This window comes from Bordetella genomosp. 2, from assembly GCF_002261345.1.
Classification (GTDB): Bacteria; Pseudomonadota; Gammaproteobacteria; order Burkholderiales; family Burkholderiaceae_B; genus Bordetella_A.
Window position 1 is genome coordinate 868422 of record NZ_NEVT01000003.1, and the last position, 19934, is coordinate 888355.

19 protein-coding genes are annotated in these 19934 nt (G+C 68.2%); 9 read left to right on the forward strand and 10 right to left on the reverse strand.

The window, feature by feature from the left end; translation table 11 throughout:
- Window positions 1–46: 46 nt before the first annotated feature.
- The 9 genes from gsiC (at window position 47) to ftsB (ending at window position 10128) form a co-directional block, all read left to right on the forward strand.
- Complete coding sequence (gene gsiC / locus CAL24_RS06275) at window positions 47–967, forward strand: glutathione ABC transporter permease GsiC (RefSeq protein ID WP_028354334.1); 921 nt, start codon at window positions 47–49, stop codon at window positions 965–967.
- 7 nt (window positions 968–974) lie between these two features.
- On the forward strand, window positions 975–1859 hold the full coding sequence (gene gsiD, locus CAL24_RS06280; RefSeq protein ID WP_094806061.1) for a glutathione ABC transporter permease GsiD: 885 nt from the start codon (window positions 975–977) through the stop codon (window positions 1857–1859).
- Between the two features lie 9 nt (window positions 1860–1868).
- Window positions 1869–2951: a P1 family peptidase gene (locus CAL24_RS06285; protein ID WP_141218050.1), complete on the forward strand. Its 1083-nt coding sequence runs from the start codon at window positions 1869–1871 to the stop codon at window positions 2949–2951.
- A 24-nt stretch (window positions 2952–2975) separates the two neighbouring features.
- A complete protein-coding gene (locus tag CAL24_RS06290; protein WP_028354331.1) occupies window positions 2976–3794 on the forward strand; it encodes a M55 family metallopeptidase in 819 nt (272 codons plus the stop codon).
- 8 nt (window positions 3795–3802) lie between these two features.
- The gene (locus CAL24_RS06295; RefSeq protein ID WP_028354330.1) at window positions 3803–5599 is read left to right on the forward strand and encodes an aminopeptidase P family protein; all 1797 of its coding nucleotides are present in this window, start codon (window positions 3803–3805) and stop codon (window positions 5597–5599) included.
- Between the two features lie 266 nt (window positions 5600–5865).
- Window positions 5866–7518: a CTP synthase gene (locus CAL24_RS06300; RefSeq protein WP_094806063.1), complete on the forward strand. Its 1653-nt coding sequence runs from the start codon at window positions 5866–5868 to the stop codon at window positions 7516–7518.
- Window positions 7519–8373: a 3-deoxy-8-phosphooctulonate synthase gene (kdsA, locus tag CAL24_RS06305; protein ID WP_028354328.1), complete on the forward strand. Its 855-nt coding sequence runs from the start codon at window positions 7519–7521 to the stop codon at window positions 8371–8373.
- 51 nt (window positions 8374–8424) lie between these two features.
- The gene (eno, locus tag CAL24_RS06310) at window positions 8425–9711 is read left to right on the forward strand and encodes a phosphopyruvate hydratase (RefSeq protein ID WP_028354327.1); all 1287 of its coding nucleotides are present in this window, start codon (window positions 8425–8427) and stop codon (window positions 9709–9711) included.
- Window positions 9712–9780: 69 nt separating this feature from the next.
- Window positions 9781–10128, forward strand: a complete 348-nt coding sequence (gene ftsB, locus CAL24_RS06315) for a cell division protein FtsB (protein ID WP_028354326.1) — start codon at window positions 9781–9783, stop codon at window positions 10126–10128.
- A 36-nt stretch (window positions 10129–10164) separates the two neighbouring features.
- On the opposite strand, the gene CAL24_RS06320 is transcribed toward ftsB, so the two are convergent.
- The 10 genes from CAL24_RS06320 to CAL24_RS06365 form a co-directional block, all read right to left on the reverse strand.
- The gene (locus CAL24_RS06320; RefSeq protein WP_141218051.1) at window positions 10165–10923 is read right to left on the reverse strand and encodes a TadE/TadG family type IV pilus assembly protein; all 759 of its coding nucleotides are present in this window, start codon (window positions 10921–10923) and stop codon (window positions 10165–10167) included.
- Between the two features lie 73 nt (window positions 10924–10996).
- Entirely contained in the window at window positions 10997–11911 is a 915-nt protein-coding gene (gene hslO, locus CAL24_RS06325; RefSeq protein WP_094806064.1) for an Hsp33 family molecular chaperone HslO, read from the reverse strand.
- Window positions 11912–11947: 36 nt separating this feature from the next.
- Window positions 11948–12469, reverse strand: coding sequence for a gamma carbonic anhydrase family protein (locus CAL24_RS06330; RefSeq protein ID WP_028354323.1), 522 nt, complete (start codon window positions 12467–12469; stop codon window positions 11948–11950).
- 19 nt (window positions 12470–12488) lie between these two features.
- Window positions 12489–14150: an acyl-CoA synthetase gene (locus CAL24_RS06335; RefSeq protein ID WP_028354322.1), complete on the reverse strand. Its 1662-nt coding sequence runs from the start codon at window positions 14148–14150 to the stop codon at window positions 12489–12491.
- A gap of 137 nt (window positions 14151–14287) precedes the next feature.
- Window positions 14288–15163, reverse strand: a complete 876-nt coding sequence (locus tag CAL24_RS06340; protein ID WP_094806066.1) for a UDP-2,3-diacylglucosamine diphosphatase — start codon at window positions 15161–15163, stop codon at window positions 14288–14290.
- Window positions 15164–15246: 83 nt separating this feature from the next.
- A complete protein-coding gene (locus CAL24_RS06345) occupies window positions 15247–15756 on the reverse strand; it encodes an RDD family protein (RefSeq protein WP_028354320.1) in 510 nt (169 codons plus the stop codon).
- 148 nt (window positions 15757–15904) lie between these two features.
- On the reverse strand, window positions 15905–16096 hold the full coding sequence (locus CAL24_RS06350) for a hypothetical protein (protein WP_028354319.1): 192 nt from the start codon (window positions 16094–16096) through the stop codon (window positions 15905–15907).
- Window positions 16097–16286: 190 nt separating this feature from the next.
- On the reverse strand, window positions 16287–17714 hold the full coding sequence (locus CAL24_RS06355) for a THUMP domain-containing class I SAM-dependent RNA methyltransferase (RefSeq protein WP_094806068.1): 1428 nt from the start codon (window positions 17712–17714) through the stop codon (window positions 16287–16289).
- Window positions 17715–17746: 32 nt separating this feature from the next.
- On the reverse strand, window positions 17747–18169 hold the full coding sequence (locus tag CAL24_RS06360; protein ID WP_038853434.1) for a CopD family protein: 423 nt from the start codon (window positions 18167–18169) through the stop codon (window positions 17747–17749).
- A 245-nt stretch (window positions 18170–18414) separates the two neighbouring features.
- Entirely contained in the window at window positions 18415–19866 is a 1452-nt protein-coding gene (locus CAL24_RS06365; protein WP_094806069.1) for a bifunctional 2-methylcitrate dehydratase/aconitate hydratase, read from the reverse strand.
- Window positions 19867–19934 lie beyond the last annotated feature (68 nt).

Sequence of the window (19934 nt, forward strand, 5' to 3'; positions counted from 1 at the left end):
GCGCGCCGGCCCCGCCGGCGCGCCGTCACGCCGACCAGGTTGCAAAATGCTGAATTATTTTCTGAAGCGGCTGGTGGGACTGGCGCCCACGCTGCTGATCGTGGCGGTACTGGTATTCCTGTTCGTGCACATGCTGCCGGGCGATCCCGCGCGGCTGGCCGCGGGCCAGGATGCCGACCTCGAAACCGTCGAACTGGTGCGCAAGGAACTGGGCCTGGACAAGCCGCTGCCGGAACAGTTCGTGCGCTTCTTCACGAATATCGTGCAGGGCGACCTCGGCACGTCGATCCGCACGCGCCGGCCGGTGTCGGTGGAGATCGCCGAACGCTTCATGCCGACCCTGCTGCTGACGCTGGTCAGCATGGCCTGGTCGGTGGTGTTCGGCATGGGCATCGGCATCATCTCGGCGGTGTTCCGCAACCGCTGGCCCGACCGCCTGGGCATGACGCTGGCCGTGTCGGGCATTTCGTTCCCCGCGTTCGCGCTGGGGATGCTCCTGATGCAGATATTTTCGGTCGACCTGGGCTGGCTGCCGACTGTAGGGGCCAGCTCGTGGCAGCACTATATCCTGCCGTCGATCACGCTGGGCGCCGCGGTGGCGGCGGTCATGGCGCGCTTCACGCGCGCCTCGTTCGTCGAGGTCATCCAGGAAGATTTCGTGCGCACCGCGCGCGCCAAGGGGCTGCGCGAGCGGGTCGTCATCATCAAGCATTGCCTGCGCAATGCGCTGATTCCGGTGGTCACCATGATGGGCCTGCAGTTCGGCTTCCTGCTGGGCGGCTCGATCGTGGTCGAGGCCGTCTTCAACTGGCCCGGGCTGGGACGCCTGCTGGTCGATTCGGTGAACATGCGCGACTACCCGGTGATCCAGGCGCTGGTGCTGCTGTTCTCGCTGGAATTCATCCTGATCAACCTGGTCGTGGACATGCTCTATGGCTACATCAACCCCACCATTCGTTACAAGTGAGGCGGCCATGACGCAAACGACCGCCGCAAAGACCGGCACCGACGTACGTACCCCCTGGGGCGAGTTCTGGCGCAAGTTCCGCAAGCAGCACGTGGGCATGGGCGCCCTGGTGTTCGTGCTGCTGCTGGTGCTGGTGGCCGTGCTGGCGCCCTGGATCAGCCCGTACGATGCCGAGAACTACTTCGACTACGACATGATCAATACCGGCCCGTCCTGGACCCACTGGTTCGGGGTCGACCCGCTGGGCCGCGACATCTTCAGCCGCATCCTGATGGGGGCGCGCATTTCCCTGGCGGCCGGCTTCCTGTCGGTACTGCTGGGCGGCCTGATCGGCACCGCGCTGGGCCTGCTGGCCGGGTACTACGAAGGCTGGTGGGATCGCATCACCATGCGCATCTCGGACGTGCTGTTCGCGTTCCCCGGCATCCTGCTGGCGCTGGGCGTGGTCGCCGTGCTGGGCAGCAGCATGACCAACGTGGTGGTGGCGGTGTCGGTGTTCAGCGTGCCGGCGTTCGCGCGATTGGTGCGCGGCAACACGCTGGCGCTGAAGAGCCTGACCTATATCGAGGCCACCAAGAGCATCGGCGCGTCCGACTGGACCATCCTGGTGCGCCACATCCTGCCGGGCACCATCTCGTCCATCGTGGTCTACTTCACCATGCGCGTGGGCACCTCGATCATCACCGCCGCCAGCCTGTCGTTCCTGGGCATGGGCGCGCAACCGCCCACCCCGGAGTGGGGTGCCATGCTGAACGAGGCGCGCGCCGATATGGTCAACGCCCCGCACGTGGCCCTGTTCCCCAGTCTGGCCATCTTCTTCACCGTGCTGGCATTCAACCTGCTGGGCGATGCCCTGCGCGATGCGCTGGACCCCAAGATCGACCGCCTGTAGCCTGCCGCAATGCACAAGCAATTGAATCTACCCCGCATCGGCGCGCTGCCGGCGGGGCCGCTGGACGCCATCAGCGACGTGGCCGGCGTCACCGTCGGGCATTGCACCCTGGCCGACGGCCCGCTGCAGACCGGCGTAACTGTGGTGCGCCCGCATGCCGGCGATCCGTACCGCGACAAGGTGCCGGCCGCCGCCGCCGTGCTGAACGGCTTCGGGAAAAGCACCGGCCTGGTCCAGGTGCGCGAACTGGGGGTCCTGGAGACGCCCATCGCGCTCACCAATACCTTCGGCGTGGGCAGCGTCGCCAATGCGCAGATCCGCGCGGCGGTGGCCGCCAACCCCGAGATCGGGCGCGGCCTGCCCACGGTGAACCCGCTGGTGTTCGAGTGCAACGACGGCTACTTGAACGACATCCAGGCGCTGGCGGTCCAGGAAACCCATTACACGCAGGCGCTGGCCGGCGCCACCGCGCGCTTCACGCAGGGCTCGGTGGGGGCGGGGCGCGGCATGTCTTCGTTCTCGCTCAAGGGCGGCATCGGCTCGGCGTCGCGGCTGGCCGAGATCCAGCCCGGCCAGCGCTACACCGTGGGCGCGCTGGTGCTGGCCAATTTCGGCCGGCTGCCCAGCCTGACCGTGGCCGGCCGGCCGTTCGGCCGCGAACTGGCGCGCCAGCAGGACCGCGGCCTGCCGGACGCCGCGGCGGCCGGCCCGGAGCAGGGTTCCATCATCCTGCTGGTCGCCACCGACGCGCCGCTGGATGCCCGCCAACTGCGCCGCCTGGCGCTGCGGGCGGGCGCCGGGCTGGCCCGCACCGGCTCGGTGTTCGGCCACGGCAGCGGCGATATCGCGCTGGCGTTCTCCACGGCCTATACGATTCCCCACCTGGCCGAGCGCGGCATGCCCGCCGTGGCGCTGTTGCACGAAACGCGCATCGACCCGCTGTTCGAAGCCGCCGCCGAGGCGGCCGAGCAGGCCATCGTGGCGGCGCTGTGGCATGCCGATTCCGTGTCCGGACGCGACGGCCATCGCCGCATCTGCATCCGCGAAGCCGCGCCGCGCTGGCGCGAATGGCTGGCGCGCACCGAACTCTAGCGCCTGTTCACTGGTGACATATCCATGAAGATCCTGATTTCCACTGATATCGAAGGCGTGGCCGGCGTATTCCATGCCGAGCAGGTGCGCGCCGGCAATGGCGAGTACGAGCGCGCCCGGGCCTGGATGACCGGCGAGGCCAACGCCGCGGTCCAGGGCGCGTTCGCCGGCGGGGCCGACGAAGTGCTGGTCAACGACTCGCACGGCGGCTTCCGCAACCTGCTGCCCGACGCCCTGGACGAGCGCGCCCGCCTGGTGCTGGGCAAGCCGCGCTACCTGGGCATGATGGGCGGCCTGGAGGAGCACTGCGACGCGGTGTTCCTGATCGGCTACCACGCCCGCTCGCAGGCGCGCGGCATCCTGGCCCATACCATCAACAGCTTTGCGTTCGCCCGGGTCTTCATCAACGGCCAGGAGCTCGGCGAAGCGGGGTTGTACGGGGCGCTGGCCGGCGAACTGGGCGTGCCGGTGATCCTGGGCAGCGGCGATGACGTCTTCATCGCCGAAACGCGCGAGCTGTTCCCGCACGCCCAGTGGGTGCAGACCAAGGTGGCGCACGGGCAGGGTAGCGGGGCGACCCTGTCGCCGGCCGCCGCCCGCCGCGCCATCGCGGCCGCCGCCGAGGCCGCCGTGCGCGGGATGGCGGGCGCGGTTCCCCTGCGCATCGCCGCGCCTATAGAATGCCGGTTGCAGACGCAGAGCTCGGCGCTGGCCGACCTGTTCTGCATGTGGCCCGCGCTCGAGCGCGTGGACGGCGTGACCGTGCGCTTCACCGCCGGCAGCATGCAGGACGCCATCCGTACGCTGAACAGCCTGTCGGCCATGTCGTTCATGCTGCGCTGAGGAACTTCATGTCACCCACCGATACCCGCATTGCCGCACTGCGGCAGGCCATGCGCCGCCACGGCCTGGACGCCTGCATCGTGCCGTCCGCCGATCCCCACCTGTCCGAATACCTGCCGGAGCGCTGGCAAGGCCGGCAATGGCTGAGCGGTTTCACCGGGTCGGTGGGCACGCTGGTGGTCACGGCCGATTTCGCCGGCCTGTGGGTGGACAGCCGCTACTGGGTCCAGGCCGAGGCCCAGCTCGCCGGCACCGGCGTGCGGCTCATGAAAATCGCGGCCGCCGCCTCGCCCGGGCACATCGAGTGGCTGGCCGGGAACTTGCGCGCCGGCCAGCGGGTCGGCGTCGACGGCCAGGTGCTGGGCCTGGCCGCGTTCCGGGCCCTGACGGCCGCCCTGGCGCCGGTCGGCGCGACGCTCGACATCCAGGCCGACCTGCTGGCCGAGATCTGGCCCGACCGCCCGGGCCTGCCCGACGCGCCGGTCTACCAGCATCTGGCCCCGCACGCCTGCGTGGCGCGCGCCGACAAGCTGGCGCAGGTGCGCCAGGCCATGCGGGCGCATGGCGCCGACTTGCACCTGGTATCCACCCTGGACGACATTGCCTGGCTGTTCAACCTGCGCGGCGCGGACGTCTCGTACAACCCGGTGTTCCTGGCGCACGCCCTGGTCGGCCCGGACCACGCCACGCTGTTCGTGGCCGACGGCAAGATCGACGAGGCCCTGCGCGCGGTCCTGGCCGCCGACGGCGTCGCGGTCGCGCCGTACGGGCAGGCGGCCGAGGCGCTGGGTTCGCTCGAGCGCGACCAGACCCTCCTGATCGACCCGGCCCGCGTCACCTGCGGGGTGTTCCATGCCATGGACCCGGCCGTGCCGCGGGTCGAGGCCATCAACCCGTCGACCCTGCTCAAGTCGCGCAAGACCGACGCCGAGCTGGCCCACGTGCGCGAAGCCATGGAACTGGACGGCGCGGCGCTGTGCGAGTTCTTCGCCTGGTTCGAACAGGCGCTGGGCCGCGAAACCATCACCGAACTGACCATCGACGAGCGGATCACCGCCGCCCGGGCGCGCCAGCCCGGTTATGTGTGCCCCAGCTTCGGCACCATTGCCGGCTTCAATGCCAACGGCGCCATGCCGCACTATCGCGCCACGCCGCAAGCGCATGCGGTCATCGAGGGCGACGGCCTGCTGCTGATCGATTCGGGCGGCCAGTACCTGGGCGGCACCACCGACATCACGCGGGTAGTGGCGGTGGGCAGTCCGAACGCCGACCAGAAGGTCGATTTCACGCTGGTGCTCAAGGGCATGATCGCCCTGTCGCGCGCCGCGTTCCCGCGCGGCACGCCGTCGCCCATGCTCGATGCCATCGCGCGCGCGCCGATCTGGCAGGGCGGCGCCGAGTACGGCCACGGCACCGGCCATGGCGTGGGCTATTTCCTCAATGTGCACGAGGGTCCGCAGGTCATCTCGTACCGCGCCGCGCCGGGCCCCCACACGGCCATGGAGCCGGGCATGATCACCTCCAACGAGCCGGGCATCTACCGTCCCGGGCGCTGGGGCGTGCGCATCGAGAACCTGGTGGCCAATCGCACCTGGCTGAAGACCGACATGGGCGAGTTCCTCTGCTTCGAGACCCTCACCCTGTGCCCGATCGACACCCGCTGCATCGACGCGTCGCTGCTGCGGCCCGACGAGATCGCCTGGCTGGACGACTACCACCGCACGGTGCGCGAGCGCCTGGCGCCGCGCGTGGACGGGCCGGCGCTGGCCTGGCTGCAGGAACGCACCCGGCCGCTGCAGGCCTGAAAAGGGCGTGGCTCCCGGGCCACCCCGGGGTTGGCCAGGTGTCTGCCCAGGTGTCTGACACCCGAGGGGTGTCAGACACCTACGAGAGGCAGGCACCGCCTCGTCTCTCCACGCCGCCCGCCGTGTCTCCCGCCGCCGCCAGGCGCCGCAGGGCGCGCCTGCCCTTTGTTACGTGACAGGCCTCAGGGAAAACCCCTGATCGGCCAATCGGCCGGCTATAATCCAAATTTCCCGCATGCGCCCGTCCGTCCCGGGCGCCCATTACGATGACCAAATACGTATTTGTCACCGGCGGTGTGGTGTCCTCCCTGGGCAAAGGGATCGCCGCCGCGTCCCTCGCCGCGATCCTCGAATCGCGCGGCCTCCAAGTCACCCTGCTCAAGCTCGATCCCTACATCAACGTCGATCCCGGCACCATGAGCCCGTTCCAGCACGGCGAGGTGTTCGTCACCGAAGACGGCGCCGAGACCGACCTGGACCTGGGCCACTACGAGCGCTTCATCTCGGCCAAGATGCACAAGGTGAACAACTTCACCACCGGCCAGATCTACGAATCCGTGCTGCGCAAGGAGCGCCGGGGCGACTACCTGGGCAAGACGGTCCAGGTCATTCCGCACATCACCAACGAGATCCAGGACTTCATCGCGCGCGGCGCCGATGCCGCCTGGAACGGCGCCACCGACGTGGCCATCGTCGAGATCGGCGGCACGGTCGGCGACATCGAGTCCCTGCCGTTCCTCGAGGCCGCCCGCCAGATGAGCCTGCGCCTGGGGCGCAACAATGCCGCCTTCGTGCACCTGACCCTGGTGCCGTTCATCGCCTCGGCCGGCGAACTCAAGACCAAGCCCACCCAGCACTCGGTGCAGAAGCTGCGCGAGATCGGCATCTATCCCAACCTGCTGCTGTGCCGCGCCGACCGTCCCATTCCCGACGACGAGCGCGCCAAGATCTCGATGTTCTCCAACGTCCCGCTGGACGCGGTCATTTCCGTGTGGGACGCCGATTCCATCTACAAGATTCCCGCCATGCTGCACAAGCAGGGCGTCGACAACATCGTCTGCGAGGCCCTCGGGCTGACCCCGCCGCCGGCCGACCTGTCCATGTGGGACAACCTGGTCGAGGCGCTCGAACACCCCGAGCACCAGCTGACCATCGGCATGGTCGGCAAGTACGTCGACCTGACCGAATCGTACAAGTCGCTGTCCGAGGCGCTGGTGCACGCCGGCATCCACACGCGCTCGAAGATCAACATCGAATACATCGATTCCGAAGACATCGAGACCCGCGGCACCGACCAGCTCAAGCACCTGGACGCCATCCTGGTGCCGGGCGGCTTCGGCAAGCGCGGCACGGAAGGCAAGATCGCGGCCATCCGCTATGCGCGCGAGAACGGCGTGCCGTACCTGGGCATCTGCCTCGGCATGCAGCTGGCGGTCATCGAATTCGCCCGCCACGTGGCCGGCCTGGGCGGCGCCAACAGCACCGAGTTCGACCCGTCCGCCCCGCATCCGGTGGTGGCGCTCATCACCGAATGGATGGACCGCGAAGGCAAGGTCGAGAAACGCGACGCCAGTTCCGACCTGGGCGGCACCATGCGCAAGGGCGCGCAGCGTTGTCCCATCAAGCCGGGCACCCGCGCCCAGGCCATCTACGGCGACGACGTGAACGAGCGCCATCGCCACCGCTATGAAGTCAACAACGTGTACGTGCCGCGCCTCGAAGAGGCGGGCATGGTGATCAGCGCGCGCACGCCCACCGAGAACCTGCCGGAAATGATGGAATTGCCCGACCATCCCTGGTTCGTGGGGGTGCAGTTCCACCCGGAATTCACGTCCACGCCGCGCGACGGCCATCCGCTGTTCTCCAGCTTCATCGAGGCGGCCATCGCCAATCACGCGCGCAAGTCCCAGGAGGCCTGAATGAAAGCCTGCGGTTTCGACATCGGCCTGGAGCACCCGTTCTTCCTCATCGCGGGTCCGTGCGTCATCGAGTCGCGCGAGCTGGCATTCGACACCGCCGGCCGCCTGAAGGAAATCACCGGCAGGCTGGGCATCCCGTTCATCTACAAAAGCTCGTTCGACAAGGCCAACCGCAGCTCGGGCAAGTCGTTCCGCGGGCTGGGCATCGACGAAGGCCTGAAGATCCTCGCCGACGTGCGGGCCCAGCTGGGCGTGCCGGTGCTGACCGACGTGCACGAGACCTCCCAGGTCGCGCCGGTTGCCGCCGTGGTCGACATGCTGCAGACCCCGGCCTTCCTGTGCCGCCAGACCGACTTCATCCGCGCCTGCGCGGCCTCGCTCAAGCCGGTCAACATCAAGAAGGGCCAGTTCCTGGCGCCGCACGACATGGTGCAGGTGGCCCAGAAGGCCCGCGACGCGGCCATCGAGGCGGGCGGCGACGGCAACAACATCCTGGTGTGCGAGCGCGGCGCTTCTTTCGGATACAACAACTTAGTGTCCGACATGCGCTCGCTGGCTATCATGCGGGAAACCGGCTGTCCCGTCGTGTTCGACGCCACCCACTCGGTGCAGCTGCCGGGCGGGCAGGGCACCTCCTCGGGCGGCCAGCGTGAATTCGTCCCGGTCCTGGCGCGCGCGGCGGTGGCGGTGGGCGTGGCGGGCCTGTTCATGGAAACCCACCCCAACCCGGCCTGCGCGCTGTCCGATGGCCCCAACGCCGTGCCGCTGGACCACATGGCCGCGTTGCTCGAGTCGCTCGTCGAACTCGATCGCGTGACCAAACGCAACGGCTTCATCGAAAACCAGTTCGTCTGACCAGGGGCCGCCGTCATGAATCTGTTTATCGTTCAGGGAATCTGAGAAATTATGAGTGCAATCGTCGATATCATCGGCCGCGAAATCCTCGATTCGCGCGGCAATCCCACCGTCGAGTGCGACGTGCTGCTGGAATCGGGCGCCATGGGTCGCGCGGCCGTCCCGTCGGGCGCGTCCACCGGCGAGCGCGAGGCCATCGAGCTGCGCGACGGCGACAAATCGCGCTACCTGGGCAAAGGCGTGCTGCGCGCGGTGGAAAACCTCAATACCGAGATCTCCGAAGCGCTCATGGGCCTGGACGCCCAGGAACAGACGTTCGTCGACCGCACCCTCATCGACCTGGACGGCACCGACACCAAGGAGCGCCTGGGCGCCAATGCGCTGCTGGCCGCCAGCATGGCGGTGGCGCGCGCCGCCGCCGACGAGTCAGGCCTGTCGCTGTATCGCTACTTCGGCGGCAGCGGCCCCATGAGCATGCCCGTGCCCATGATGAACGTCATCAACGGCGGCGCGCACGCCAACAACACGCTCGACCTGCAGGAACTGATGATCCTGCCGGTGGGCGCGACCAGCTTCCGCGAAGCACTGCGCTGGGGCGCCGAAGTGTTCCACGCCCTGAAGAAGCTGATCCACGCCCAGGGCATGTCCACCGCGGTCGGCGACGAAGGCGGTTTCGCGCCCAACGTGCCCAATCACGAGGCGGCCATCCAGCTGATCCTCAAGGCCATCACCGAGGCCGGCTACGAGCCCGGCTCGCAGATCGCGCTGGGCCTGGATTGCGCCAGCTCCGAATTCTTCCGCGACGGCAAGTACACGCTGGCCGGCGAGGGCGGCCTGTCGCTGTCTTCCCAGGAGTTCGCCAACCTGCTGGCGACGTGGTGCGACAAGTACCCGATCATCAGCATCGAGGACGGCATGGCCGAGAACGACTGGGACGGCTGGAAGCTCCTCACCGAGCAGCTCGGCAAGAAGGTGCAACTGGTGGGCGACGACCTGTTCGTCACCAACACCCGCATCCTGAAGGAAGGCATCCAGAAGGGTGTGGCCAACTCGATCCTGATCAAGATCAACCAGATCGGCACCCTGACTGAAACCTTCGCCGCCATCGAAATGGCCAAGCGCGCCGGCTACACCGCCGTCGTGTCGCACCGTTCGGGCGAAACCGAAGACTCCACCATTGCCGATATCGCGGTGGCCACCAACGCCATGCAGATCAAGACGGGCTCGCTGTCGCGCTCGGACCGCATGGCCAAGTACAACCAGTTGCTGCGTATCGAAGAGGAACTGGCCGAAGTGGCTTCGTACCCGGGCCTCGAGGCGTTCTACAACCTGCGTTGACCGGACGCGGGGGCAGGGCGCCGCGCCTTGTCCCCGTCCAGGGCCGCACCTGTTGGGGGTTTTTCGCGTATGCGCCTGCTGTTCCTGGTGCTGCTCGTCTTGCTGGGCCTGATCCAGTACCCGCTGTGGCTGGGCAAGGGCGGTTGGCTCAAGGTCTGGGACCTGCAGCGCCAGGTGGCGGCCCAGCATGAAACCAACGAAGGCCTGCGCGCGCGCAATGCCGCGCTCGAGGCCGAGGTGCGCGACCTCGCCACCGGCGTGGGCGCCATCGAAGAACGCGCCCGCAGCGAACTGGGCATGATGCGCGAAGGCGAGGTCTTCGTGCAGATCCTCCCGCCCGGCAGCGCCGTGCCGAATACCCCGCCGCCCGCCGGCGCCGCTCCGGCCAAGCCCGCCAACGCGGCGCCGCGCCGCTGACCGCCAGCTGGCGCCGCGTGCCGGGCGCCATTGCCGCTAGCCATCCTCCCACGCGCACGCCAGGCTGCCGTACACCACCGGGCCACGGCGCGCCGCGGGCCAGGCGTGCCAATCCACCGGGTGCGACTGCATCTCGATGCGCAGTTCCAGCCTGAGCGGCAGCACGCCGCGCGACCAGGCGCGCGCGGTGCAGCCGTCGCCCGCCTGGCCGGCCCGGCGCAGCAGCGCGCGCACCAGCGGCGATAGCGGCTCGTGCAGGAATGTCAGCCGCGCATGCAGGGTATTGGCCTCGAAGATGGTCGGCTCGCCGCCGCGCGCGGCGTGCTGTTCGGCCTGGTAGTCATTGCTGATGGCGCGCCGCCCCGGCGCGGCGGGCACGGCCAGGCCTCGGCGCGCATGGGCCTGGAAGGCGGCGGCGCTGGGTTGCAGGACTTCGATGCGCCATGGGGCCATGCCGGCCTGGCTGCGCAGGCGTTGGAAAGCCCGCTGCTGCGCCGCGTCCGCGTCGCCGTCGGGGCTGGCGTAGCGCGGCCGCAGCGCGCGCTTGAACGCGCGGGCCATGGCGTCCGGGGCGCCATGGCTGGTGGCGCCGGCGCGCGCGGCGTCCAGCAACGCCACATATGCGATCTGGCGCGCCAGGTGCCAGTGGGCCGCCTCGACCGCCAGCAGGCCCAGCAGCAGCACCGGCGGGGCGGCGAGGGCGAATTCCAGCAGGGCGGCTCCGCGGTTGCGCGCCGGCGCCGCGCGGACGGTGGCGCGGGACGGACGGAAGAGGGCAAGGCGGGGGCGGCGCATGGCCCGGCAGTGTGCGCCGCCGGGCCGCTGGCGTCGATTGTGGCAACTACGACTGGATGAGACGGGCCACCTTTTAGTGGACCGTGGGGGGATCCTGCTCGGGCATCGGCCGCGCCGGTGCGAACAGGCCGGAGCAATCGACGGCATCGAATTCGTACGGCTTGCCGCAGAAATCGCACGACACCCGTACGCTGCCCTGTTCGGCCAGGATATCGTTGACTTCGCGCTCGCCCAGGGTGCGCAACATGCTGGCCACGCGTTCCCGCGTGCATGGGCAGTGCCAGCGCACCGGGGACGGGTCGAAGGCGAGCAGGGTTTCTTCCCAGTACAGGCGATGGATCAGCGTATCCGTGTCGGTGCGCAGCAGTTCGCCGGGTTCCAGGGTGTCGGCCAGCATGACGGCGCGCGTAAAACTGTCGGCGGCCTGTTCCGGCGTCACGCCGCCCTGGTCGGGCAGGCGCTGCACCAGCAGGCCGGCGGCGTGCTGGTCGTCGGCCGCCAGCCAGAGCCGCGTGTCGAGCTGTTCCGAGGCTTTCATGTAGTGCTGCAGCGCCTCGGCCACGGTGTCGCCTTCCAGCGGCACGATGCCCTGGTAGGTCTGTTGGCCCGGCACCTTGCGCTGCGGGTCCAGCACCACGATGAAGCGGCCCTGTCCGTTGGCGTTGAGCAGCTCCTGCATGCTGCCCCCGGCCGGCGGCTCGTGGCCTTCGCGGATCTTCACGGTGGCGCGCAGGTCCAGGTCCGAACGGCATTCGACCACGATCAGGGCGATCGGGCCGTCGCCCTGGATTTGCAGGACCAGCGAGCCCTCGAACTTGATATTGGCGGCCAGCAGCGTGGCGGCCGCCACCAGTTCGCCCAGCAGGCGCCTGATGGCGGGCGGATATTGATGATGTTCCTGCGCCTGCAGCCACGTCTGGTGCAGCCGCACGGCTTCGACGCGCACGGAGCGGTCTTCGAACAGGTATTTCTTGAGCAGATCGGTCATGGTGGAATGTTAGCCGATCGCCGGGGCGCCGCCGCTTCAGCCGATGCGCTTGAGCGCCTGCTTGTAATGCTGCGCGCGGGTCTCGTAGTGCCGGGTATTCTTGTGCATGCTGGCGATTTCCTCGGCGGACAGCTCGCGCACCACCTTGCCGATGCCGATCACCAGGGAATTGTCGGGGATGACCCGGCCTTCCGGAATGATGGCGCCCGCGCCGACCAGGCAATTGCGCCCGACCACCGCATTGTTCAGGACGATGGCCTGCATGCCGATCAGCGCGCCTTCATGGATGGTGCAGCCGTGCAGCATGGCCTGGTGGCCCACCGTGACGCCCGGGCCGACCGTCAGCGGACAGCCTTCGTCGACGTGCAGGACGCTCGATTCCTGGATGTTGCTGCCGGCCTGGATGACGATCGGCGCGTTGTCGCCGCGGATCGACACATGCGACCAGATGCTGACCCCCGCCTGCAGGGTGACGTTGCCGATGATGTCGGCGCTGTCGGCAACATACACGCTGGGATCGATGGCGGGAATGAGCTCGTCGAGCTGGTAAATCGGCATGCGCGGTCTCCGGTAAGCATCAGGCCTGGGCCGCGGCGCGCGTTTCCTCGCGCTGACGCAGCACCCTGCGCTGGATTTTACCGGTGGTGGTCATGGGCAGCTCGTCGATGAACTCGATTTCCTTGGGGTACTCGTAAGGCGCGAGGCGGTCGCGCACGTGATCCTGCAGCGCCTGGACGATCTCGCCCGGCTCGCGGCCGGCATATTCGGCCGTCAGCACGACGTAGGCCTTCACCAGGGCGCCGCGCTCGGCATCGGGCTTGGGGACGACGGCGACATTGGCCACGGCGGGATGGCCGAGCAGGCAGTTCTCGATTTCGCCCGGCCCGATGCGGTAGCCGGCCGACTTGAAGACATCGTCCGCGCGGCCGGCGTACCAGAAATACCCGTCGGCATCGACGCTGGCCAGGTCGCCGGTGCGGCACCAGTCGCCGGTGAATTTTTCCTGGGTGGCGGCTTCGTTGCGCCAGTAGCCCAGGAACAGGATCGGGTCCGGGAAGCCGTGGATGTCGAGCCGGTTCAGCGCGATCTCGCCGACTTCACCGGGCGGCAGCGGCTTGCCCGCCTCGTCGATGACCGCCACCTGGTGGCCGGGGTAGGGGCGCCCCATGCTGCCCGGCTTGGCCGGCCAGCGGCGCTGGCTATTGCCCACCAGGTAATTCATTTCCGTCTGGCCAAACATTTCGTTGGGCGTGATGCCCAGGGCCGAGCGGCACCAGTCGAAGACGGTTTCCCCGACGCTTTCGCCGGCGCTCATGATGGACCGCAAGGCCAGCCGGTAGCGGCTGGCGGGGTCCGGCACCGCTTTCATCATCATCTTGAGCGCGGTGGGGAACAGGAAGGTATTGGTGACCTGGTAGCGCTCCATGAGCTCGAAGGCGCGTTCGGGCGAGAAGCGCCCGCGGGTGCCCACGATGGGGTGGCCGAAGTACAGGGTGGGCAGCAGGGCGTCCATCATGCCGCCGGTCCAGGCCCAGTCGGCGGGCGACCAGAAAACGTCGCTGGGGCGGGGGAACCAGTCCTGCGAGGCGACGAAGCCGGGCAGGTTGCCGATCAGCACGCTGTGGGGCAGCAGGGCGCCCTTGGGCGCGCCGGTGGTGCCCGACGTGTACAACAGGATGGCGGGATCGGCGGCGCGGGTCGGCACCGGCTTGAATTCGGAAGGCTGGCGCGCCAGCAGGCTGCGCCAGGGCAGGACGCGCTCGTCGGCGAAGCCGATGCCGATGATCTGGTGCAGATTGGGGCAATTGTCGCTGATGCCGAGCAGGTTGGCGCTCGAGGCGTGGTCGACAATGGCGATGCGGGCGTCGGAATCGCGCAGGCGGGTTTCCAGGGCTTCGGGGCCGAACAGGGACGACAGCGGCACGACCACGGCGCCGACGCTGTAGATGGCCATGTGGGCCACGGCGGTCTCCGGCCGTTGCCCCAAAACCACACCTATCCGGTCGCCGCGTTCCACCCCCATCTTGACCAGCCCGTTGGCGAGCTGGTTGGCTGCCTCCGCCAGGCGGGCGTAGGTCCAGACTTCCCGGTTGCCGGATTCGTCTTCGTAATAGATGGCGATGCGCCGTGCGTCCGAACTGCTGGCGGCCCAGCGATGGCAGCAGACGTCCGCGATATTGAACTGGGTCGGCACCAGCCAGCGGAAGGATTGGTAGAGCGCCTGATATTGGTCGTTCATGGCCCTATGTTGTAAGCGCGCCGGCAGCGCCTCCACAGGACGCTGCCTTGGGGCCGGGATGCCCCAAGTGCAAGCATGACCTAGAGGGGCGCGAACTGCAACATTCCCGTGAAGCTAACGGGGACGTATAAGGGTTATCACGGGTGCTTGCCCTGGCGGCGCAGCGCGGAGGGCAGGGCGGGCAGCGACAGCGGGCGGCGGGCCCGGGCCGGCGTGGGCCCGGGCTCGCGCCAGGCCTGCTGCGCCGCCCAGTCCACCAGGACCAGCTGGCCGTCGTGAGTCTCGGCCAGCGCCGACAGGCTCTCGACCCAATCGCCGTCGTTGCAGTACAGGATGCCGGACACCTCGCGCAGCTCCGGCTTGTGGATATGGCCGCACACCACGCCGTCCAGGCCGCGCCGGCGGGCTTCCCCGGCCAGGGTTTCCTCGAAGTCGGTGATGAAGGCCACGGCGTTCTTGACCTTGTGCTTCAGGTACTGGGACAGGGACCAGTAATGCAGCCCCAGGCGATGGCGCAGGCGGTTGAAATGGTTGTTCAGCCACAGCGCGGTCTGGTAGAGCGTATCGCCCAGCCGCGCCAGCCATTTGCTGTGCTGGATCACGCCGTCGAACTGGTCGCCGTGCAGCACCAGCAGGCGCAGCCCGCGGGCCGTGACGTGGACGTCCTCGTCCAGCACCTCGATGTCGCCGAAGGCGAAGCCGATGAACTCGCGTGCGAATTCGTCATGGTTGCCGGGCACGAACACCACCCGCGTGCCGTTGCGGGCCTTGCGCAGGATGCGCTGCACCACGTCATTGTGCGCGCGGGGCCAGTGCCAGTGCTTGCGCAGTTGCCAGCCGTCGATGATGTCGCCCACCAGGTAGAGGGTGTCCGAATCGTTGTGGTCGAGGAAGTCCAGCAGGAACTCGGCCTTGCATCCGGCGGTGCCGAGGTGAATGTCGGAAATCCACAGCGTGCGCCAGTGGGTGGGGCGGATTTCATTCACGTTGGCGTCCCTCGGCGATATGGTCATGCCTAGGCATGTAACCACCGCGTCGTGACGCCTGTGTTAACGAGGGATGACGCTGTTGTGACGGCTGCGTCCCTGCAGCGGCTTCAGGGCTTGCGCGGCGGCGCGTTGCGCAGGCGCGTGCCCAGCAGGCGGTCGTGCAGGAACTGGCCGTCGCGGTCGAGCCAGGACCACGTGAAAATGGCGAACGGCGCCGCCACGATGAACATGTCCACCGATTTCCAGCCCGTGGCGGCCGATGCCGCCGCCACGATGCCCGCGGCCACCAGCACCAGCGGCCAGGCCAGGATGTAGCGCAGGATCAGGCGCGGCACCGACGGCGGGCGGCCGTCCCGGTCGACCAGGCGGATGTTCCAGGTCTTCATGGGCAGGGTCTGGCCGCTGCGGCGCCAGCACAACACGAAATAGGCGCCGATGGCCAGGAACAGCCAGGCTTGGCGCGCGTGACGCAGCATCAGCGCGTGCTTGCTCTGGGTCAAGGTATCGAATAGATAGCCTGCCAGAAATACAACGCCAAACAGCAGCACGGCTTCGTACATCATGCAGGCGAAGCGGCGCAGCCGGCTGGGGGTGAGCTCGGTATGGGGTGCGGTCATGGGGGCGTATTATCACGCATCCCGGCACGGGCGGCCCGGGCCTGGCCCAAGGCAAAAAAAAACCCGCCGTTGCGGGCGGGTCTTAAAAGGGGCTGTGCAGCCCCCAAGGGGAAAATGATTCGACTGCTGCGTGCTGGACGGCGCGAAATTACGCGGCGGTGTGCACGGCCTTGGCGCCGGCATTGCGGACGGCCAGGGACTTCAGGCCCTTGCCCACCTTGCGCAGGCCCGAAACCAGGGCGCGCATGGGACGAGGACGGAATTGTTCTTCAATGGCTTGCAGCATCAGCTGGCGTTCGAGTTCGTCGGTCAGACGAACGGAAGAATTGAGGTTGATCACGGTAGTTCCAGGACTTGCAACGTTCAACTGCTAGGGGTTAACCCGAATTTTAGGGTTAACCCTGAATTTATGCAAGAGCCTGGTGCACAACGCGCAGTTCTGGTGCCGATAATGCGCCAATCCGGCGCAATGTGGCATGGCAGCCACAATATTCGGACTATGTTGCCGTTTTTTTACAACAACATCGGTCTCAGGCCGGGTCGCGATAGCTCGCCGCGACCAGTTCGAAGCCGAACAGCCGGCAGTCCAGCGCGCCGTTGTGCAGCGGCGCGCGGCGTCGCGGCTTGAGCCGCAGGCGCTGGGGCAGGTCGCGGTCGCTGGAGATGACGTGCATCTGCCAGCCGGCGAATTCCCGCTTCAGGTGCGTCGACCAGGCGCGCCACAGCTCGTCGTCGTCGGTCGGCATGCGCTCGCCGTATGGCGGGTTGGTCACGATCCAGCCCTGCGGGGCGGGCGCCGGCACGGTGCGGGCGTCGGCGACCTCGAAGCGGATCGTGTCGGCCGTCAGCCAGGCGCGTTCGGCGTTGTTGCGGGCATATTCGATGGCTTGCGGGTCCAGGTCGCAACCCACCAGGGGCGCGTCCAGCCCGGGCAGGATGCGGGCGCGCGCGTCGTCCTTGAGGTCGCGCCAGCGGCGCGCGTCGTGGTCGCGCAGGCGCTCGAAGCCGAATGGCCGGGAAATGCCCGCGGGCACGCCCAGCGCGATCCAGGCCGCTTCGATCAGGATGGTGCCGCTGCCGCAGAACGGGTCCAGCAGGGCCGCGCCCGGGTCCCAGCCGGCCAGGGCCAGCATGCCGGCGGCGAGATTCTCGCGCAGCGGGGCCTCGCCCTTGTCCAGGCGCCAGCCGCGCTTGAATAGCGATTCGCCGGAGGTGTCCAGGTACAGGGTGGCGGTATGGCCGGTCAGGAACAGGTGCACGCGCGCATCCGGCCGTACCGTATCGATGCTGGGACGCTCGCCTTCGATCTCGCGCAGGCGGTCGCAGATGCCGTCCTTGGCGCGCAGATTGCAATACTGCAGGCTCTGCACGGGGCTCTTGATCGCCGAAGTATCGACGCGCAGGGTCTGTTCGGCGCCGAACCAGCGCTCCCAGGGCACGCTGCGCGCGAGGTCGAGGATGTCGTCCTCGTGGCCGATCTCGGCATGCGCGACTTGCACCAGGATGCGCGTGGCCAGCCGCGAATACAGGTTGGCGCGCTGCACGCCCGCCCAGTCGGCGCTGAAGTGGCAGCCGGCGCGGCCGGCGCGCGCGTCGGCGTAGCCCAGCGCCTGCATTTCGGCGGTCAGGGCCTCTTCCAGGCCCTGGGGGCAGGGGGCGAACACCAGGAAGGTCTCGGTTTCGCGCGGGGCGCGCGGCATGCGGCGGCGCGTGGCGCGTTCCGGCGGCGCATCATGCCATTCCGCTGCAGGCGCCGGGGCGCTGGCGGGCTGGCGCGGCGGCGCGGGGGGAGCGGCTTCCTCGCGGCGCACGATCTTTTCCTTGGCGCGTTCGAGCTGCGCGGCCGTACGCGCGCGGGCGCCGCTGCGCTTGCGCTTGCCATCGGCGGCGGCATGGGCGTCGCGCGCCGTTTTCTTGACCATCAGCGTCTTGCGGCGGCCTTGTTCATCAGAGGACATACGAATCCGGGCCAGCGGCCGGGCAGGTGTGGTCAGAAGGGCTTGAGCACCACCAGCAGCACCACGGCCACGAGCAGCAGGACCGGCACTTCATTGAACCAGCGGTAGAACTTGTGAGAGCGGGTGTTGCGGCCTTGCTCGAACTTGCGCAGCATCACGCCGCAGGCATGATGGTAGCCGATGATGAGCAGCACGAAGAACAGCTTGGCGTGCATCCAGCCGTTGCCCGGCCCCATGCCGATGCCGTAGCCCACGTACAGCCACAGGCCCAGGGCCACGGCGACGATGGCCAGCATGGTGGTGAAGCGGTACAGCCGGCGCGCCATGCCGACCAGACAGGACTGCACGGCGGCGTCGGACTGCTGGGCCAGGTTCACGAACAGGCGCGGCAGGTAGAACAGGCCGGCGAACCAGGAAGCGATGAAGACGATGTGAAAGGCCTTGACCCAAAGCATGGCTGGCGTCCGATACGACAAAGCGATGGCCGCATTGTAGTGCGCCGGCGCCGGATGTCGCCAGGCGCGGCATCTCAGCCGCAGCGAGGTGTCAGACACCCCGGGAGACGGCCGCCGATATGTCCTGTTCGCTCAAAAGGTGTCTGACACCTCAGGTGGGGCGATGGCCGGCAAGTTGCCGGGTTTTTTCAAAGGTGCCTGGCACCGGTGGACGCTGGCGCCTTCCGGCGGGCAGCGGCTGTGCCTCAGATCACGTACATGTCGACGTATTCGTGCACGGGCATGGCTTCCAGCGCCTGCTGGTCGAGCGACGCCGCCAGGATGCGCGCCTGCTGCCTGGCCGGGAAGACGCGCGCCAGGTTGGTGCGGAATTTCGCCTCCAGCAGCGGGATGCCTTCCTGGCGGCGGCGCTTGTGGCCGATGGGGTATTCGCAGACGATTTCGTCGAGCCGGGCGCCATCGGCGAATTCCACGGTGAGCGCATTGGCGATCGAGCGCTTGTCCGGATCGTGGTAGTCGCGCGTGAAGGCCGGGTCCTCGACGCAGATGATCTTGGCGCGCAGCGCGTCGATGCGCGGGTCGCTGGCGATTTCGTCTTCGTAGTCGGCGGCGGTGAGGCGGCCGAACAGTACCGGCACCGCCACCATGTACTGCACGCAGTGGTCGCGGTCGGCCGGGTTGGCGAGCGGGCCCTGCTTGTCGATGATGCGGATGCATGCCTCGTGCGTGCGGATGGTGATCCGGCTGATTTCGTCGGCCGTCCGGCCGGCCGCGGCGAGCCGGGCGTGGACCTCCATGGCGCACTCGACGGCGGTCTGCGCATGGAATTCGGCCGGAAAGGAAATCTTGAACAGCACGTTTTCCATGACATAGCTGCCGTACGGACGCTGGAACTTGAATGGCTGGCCCTTGAACAGGACGTCATAGAAGCCCCATGTCCTGGCCGTCAGCACCGAGGGGTAGCCCATTTCGCCGGTCCTGGCGATGAGCGTCAGGCGCACCGCCCGGCTGGTCGCGTCGCCGGCCGCCCAACTCTTGCGGCTGCCGGTGTTGGGGGCATGGCGATAGGTGCGCAGGCTCTGGCCGTCGACCCAGGCCAGGGACACGGCGTTGATGATCTCGTCGCGCTCCAGGCCGAGCATCTGCGCGACCACGGCCGTGGAGGCCACCTTGACCAGCACGACGTGGTCCAGGCCCACCTTGTTGAAGGAGTTCTCCAGCGCGATGCAGCCCTGGATCTCGTGCGCCTTGATCATGCCCGTGAGTACGTCGCGCATGGTCAATGGCGCCTTGCCGGCCGCCACCGCGTTGCGCGACAGCCAGTCGGCCGTCGCCAGGATGCCGCCAAGGTTGTCCGAGGGGTGGCCCCATTCGGCGGCCAGCCAGGTATCGTTGAAGTCGAGCCAGCGGATCATGGCGCCGATATTGAAGGCGGCCTGCACCGGATCGAGCTGGAACTGCGTGCCCGGCACCTTGGCGCCGTTGGGCACCACCGTGCCGGGCACGATGGGGCCCAGCAGCTTGCGGCAGGCCGGGTATTCCAGGGCTTCCAGCCCGCAGCCCAGCGTGTCGATCAGGCAGTTGCGGGCAGTCTCGTAGGCCAGCGCGCTGTCGACCTGGTAGTCCAGGACGTAATCGACGATATCGACCAGTACCTGGTCGGGGGCGGGGCGGACGTTGGAGACGGGGGCGGACATGAGGGGCTCCTTGGGGCGGGCCACGGGCGGCGGCGCACGGGTGGGACGGGCGGTTTACCTGCCATTGC

Excerpts from the sequence above, each read along its gene's own strand:
- gsiC (WP_028354334.1), top strand. The coding sequence starts at position 47 with ATGCTGAATTATTTTCTGAAGCGGCTGGTGGGACTGGCGCCCACGCTG.
- gsiD (WP_094806061.1), top strand. The coding sequence starts at position 975 with ATGACGCAAACGACCGCCGCAAAGACCGGCACCGACGTACGTACCCCC.
- CAL24_RS06285 (WP_141218050.1), top strand. The coding sequence starts at position 1,869 with ATGCACAAGCAATTGAATCTACCCCGCATCGGCGCGCTGCCGGCGGGG.
- CAL24_RS06290 (WP_028354331.1), top strand. The coding sequence starts at position 2,976 with ATGAAGATCCTGATTTCCACTGATATCGAAGGCGTGGCCGGCGTATTC.
- CAL24_RS06295 (WP_028354330.1), top strand. The coding sequence starts at position 3,803 with ATGTCACCCACCGATACCCGCATTGCCGCACTGCGGCAGGCCATGCGC.
- CAL24_RS06300 (WP_094806063.1), top strand. The coding sequence starts at position 5,866 with ATGACCAAATACGTATTTGTCACCGGCGGTGTGGTGTCCTCCCTGGGC.
- kdsA (WP_028354328.1), top strand. The coding sequence starts at position 7,519 with ATGAAAGCCTGCGGTTTCGACATCGGCCTGGAGCACCCGTTCTTCCTC.
- eno (WP_028354327.1), top strand. The coding sequence starts at position 8,425 with ATGAGTGCAATCGTCGATATCATCGGCCGCGAAATCCTCGATTCGCGC.
- ftsB (WP_028354326.1), top strand. The coding sequence starts at position 9,781 with ATGCGCCTGCTGTTCCTGGTGCTGCTCGTCTTGCTGGGCCTGATCCAG.
- CAL24_RS06320 (WP_141218051.1), bottom strand. The coding sequence starts at position 10,923 with ATGCGCCGCCCCCGCCTTGCCCTCTTCCGTCCGTCCCGCGCCACCGTC.
- hslO (WP_094806064.1), bottom strand. The coding sequence starts at position 11,911 with ATGACCGATCTGCTCAAGAAATACCTGTTCGAAGACCGCTCCGTGCGC.
- CAL24_RS06330 (WP_028354323.1), bottom strand. The coding sequence starts at position 12,469 with ATGCCGATTTACCAGCTCGACGAGCTCATTCCCGCCATCGATCCCAGC.
- CAL24_RS06335 (WP_028354322.1), bottom strand. The coding sequence starts at position 14,150 with ATGAACGACCAATATCAGGCGCTCTACCAATCCTTCCGCTGGCTGGTG.
- CAL24_RS06340 (WP_094806066.1), bottom strand. The coding sequence starts at position 15,163 with ATGACCATATCGCCGAGGGACGCCAACGTGAATGAAATCCGCCCCACC.
- CAL24_RS06345 (WP_028354320.1), bottom strand. The coding sequence starts at position 15,756 with ATGACCGCACCCCATACCGAGCTCACCCCCAGCCGGCTGCGCCGCTTC.
- CAL24_RS06355 (WP_094806068.1), bottom strand. The coding sequence starts at position 17,714 with ATGTCCTCTGATGAACAAGGCCGCCGCAAGACGCTGATGGTCAAGAAA.
- CAL24_RS06360 (WP_038853434.1), bottom strand. The coding sequence starts at position 18,169 with ATGCTTTGGGTCAAGGCCTTTCACATCGTCTTCATCGCTTCCTGGTTC.
- CAL24_RS06365 (WP_094806069.1), bottom strand. The coding sequence starts at position 19,866 with ATGTCCGCCCCCGTCTCCAACGTCCGCCCCGCCCCCGACCAGGTACTG.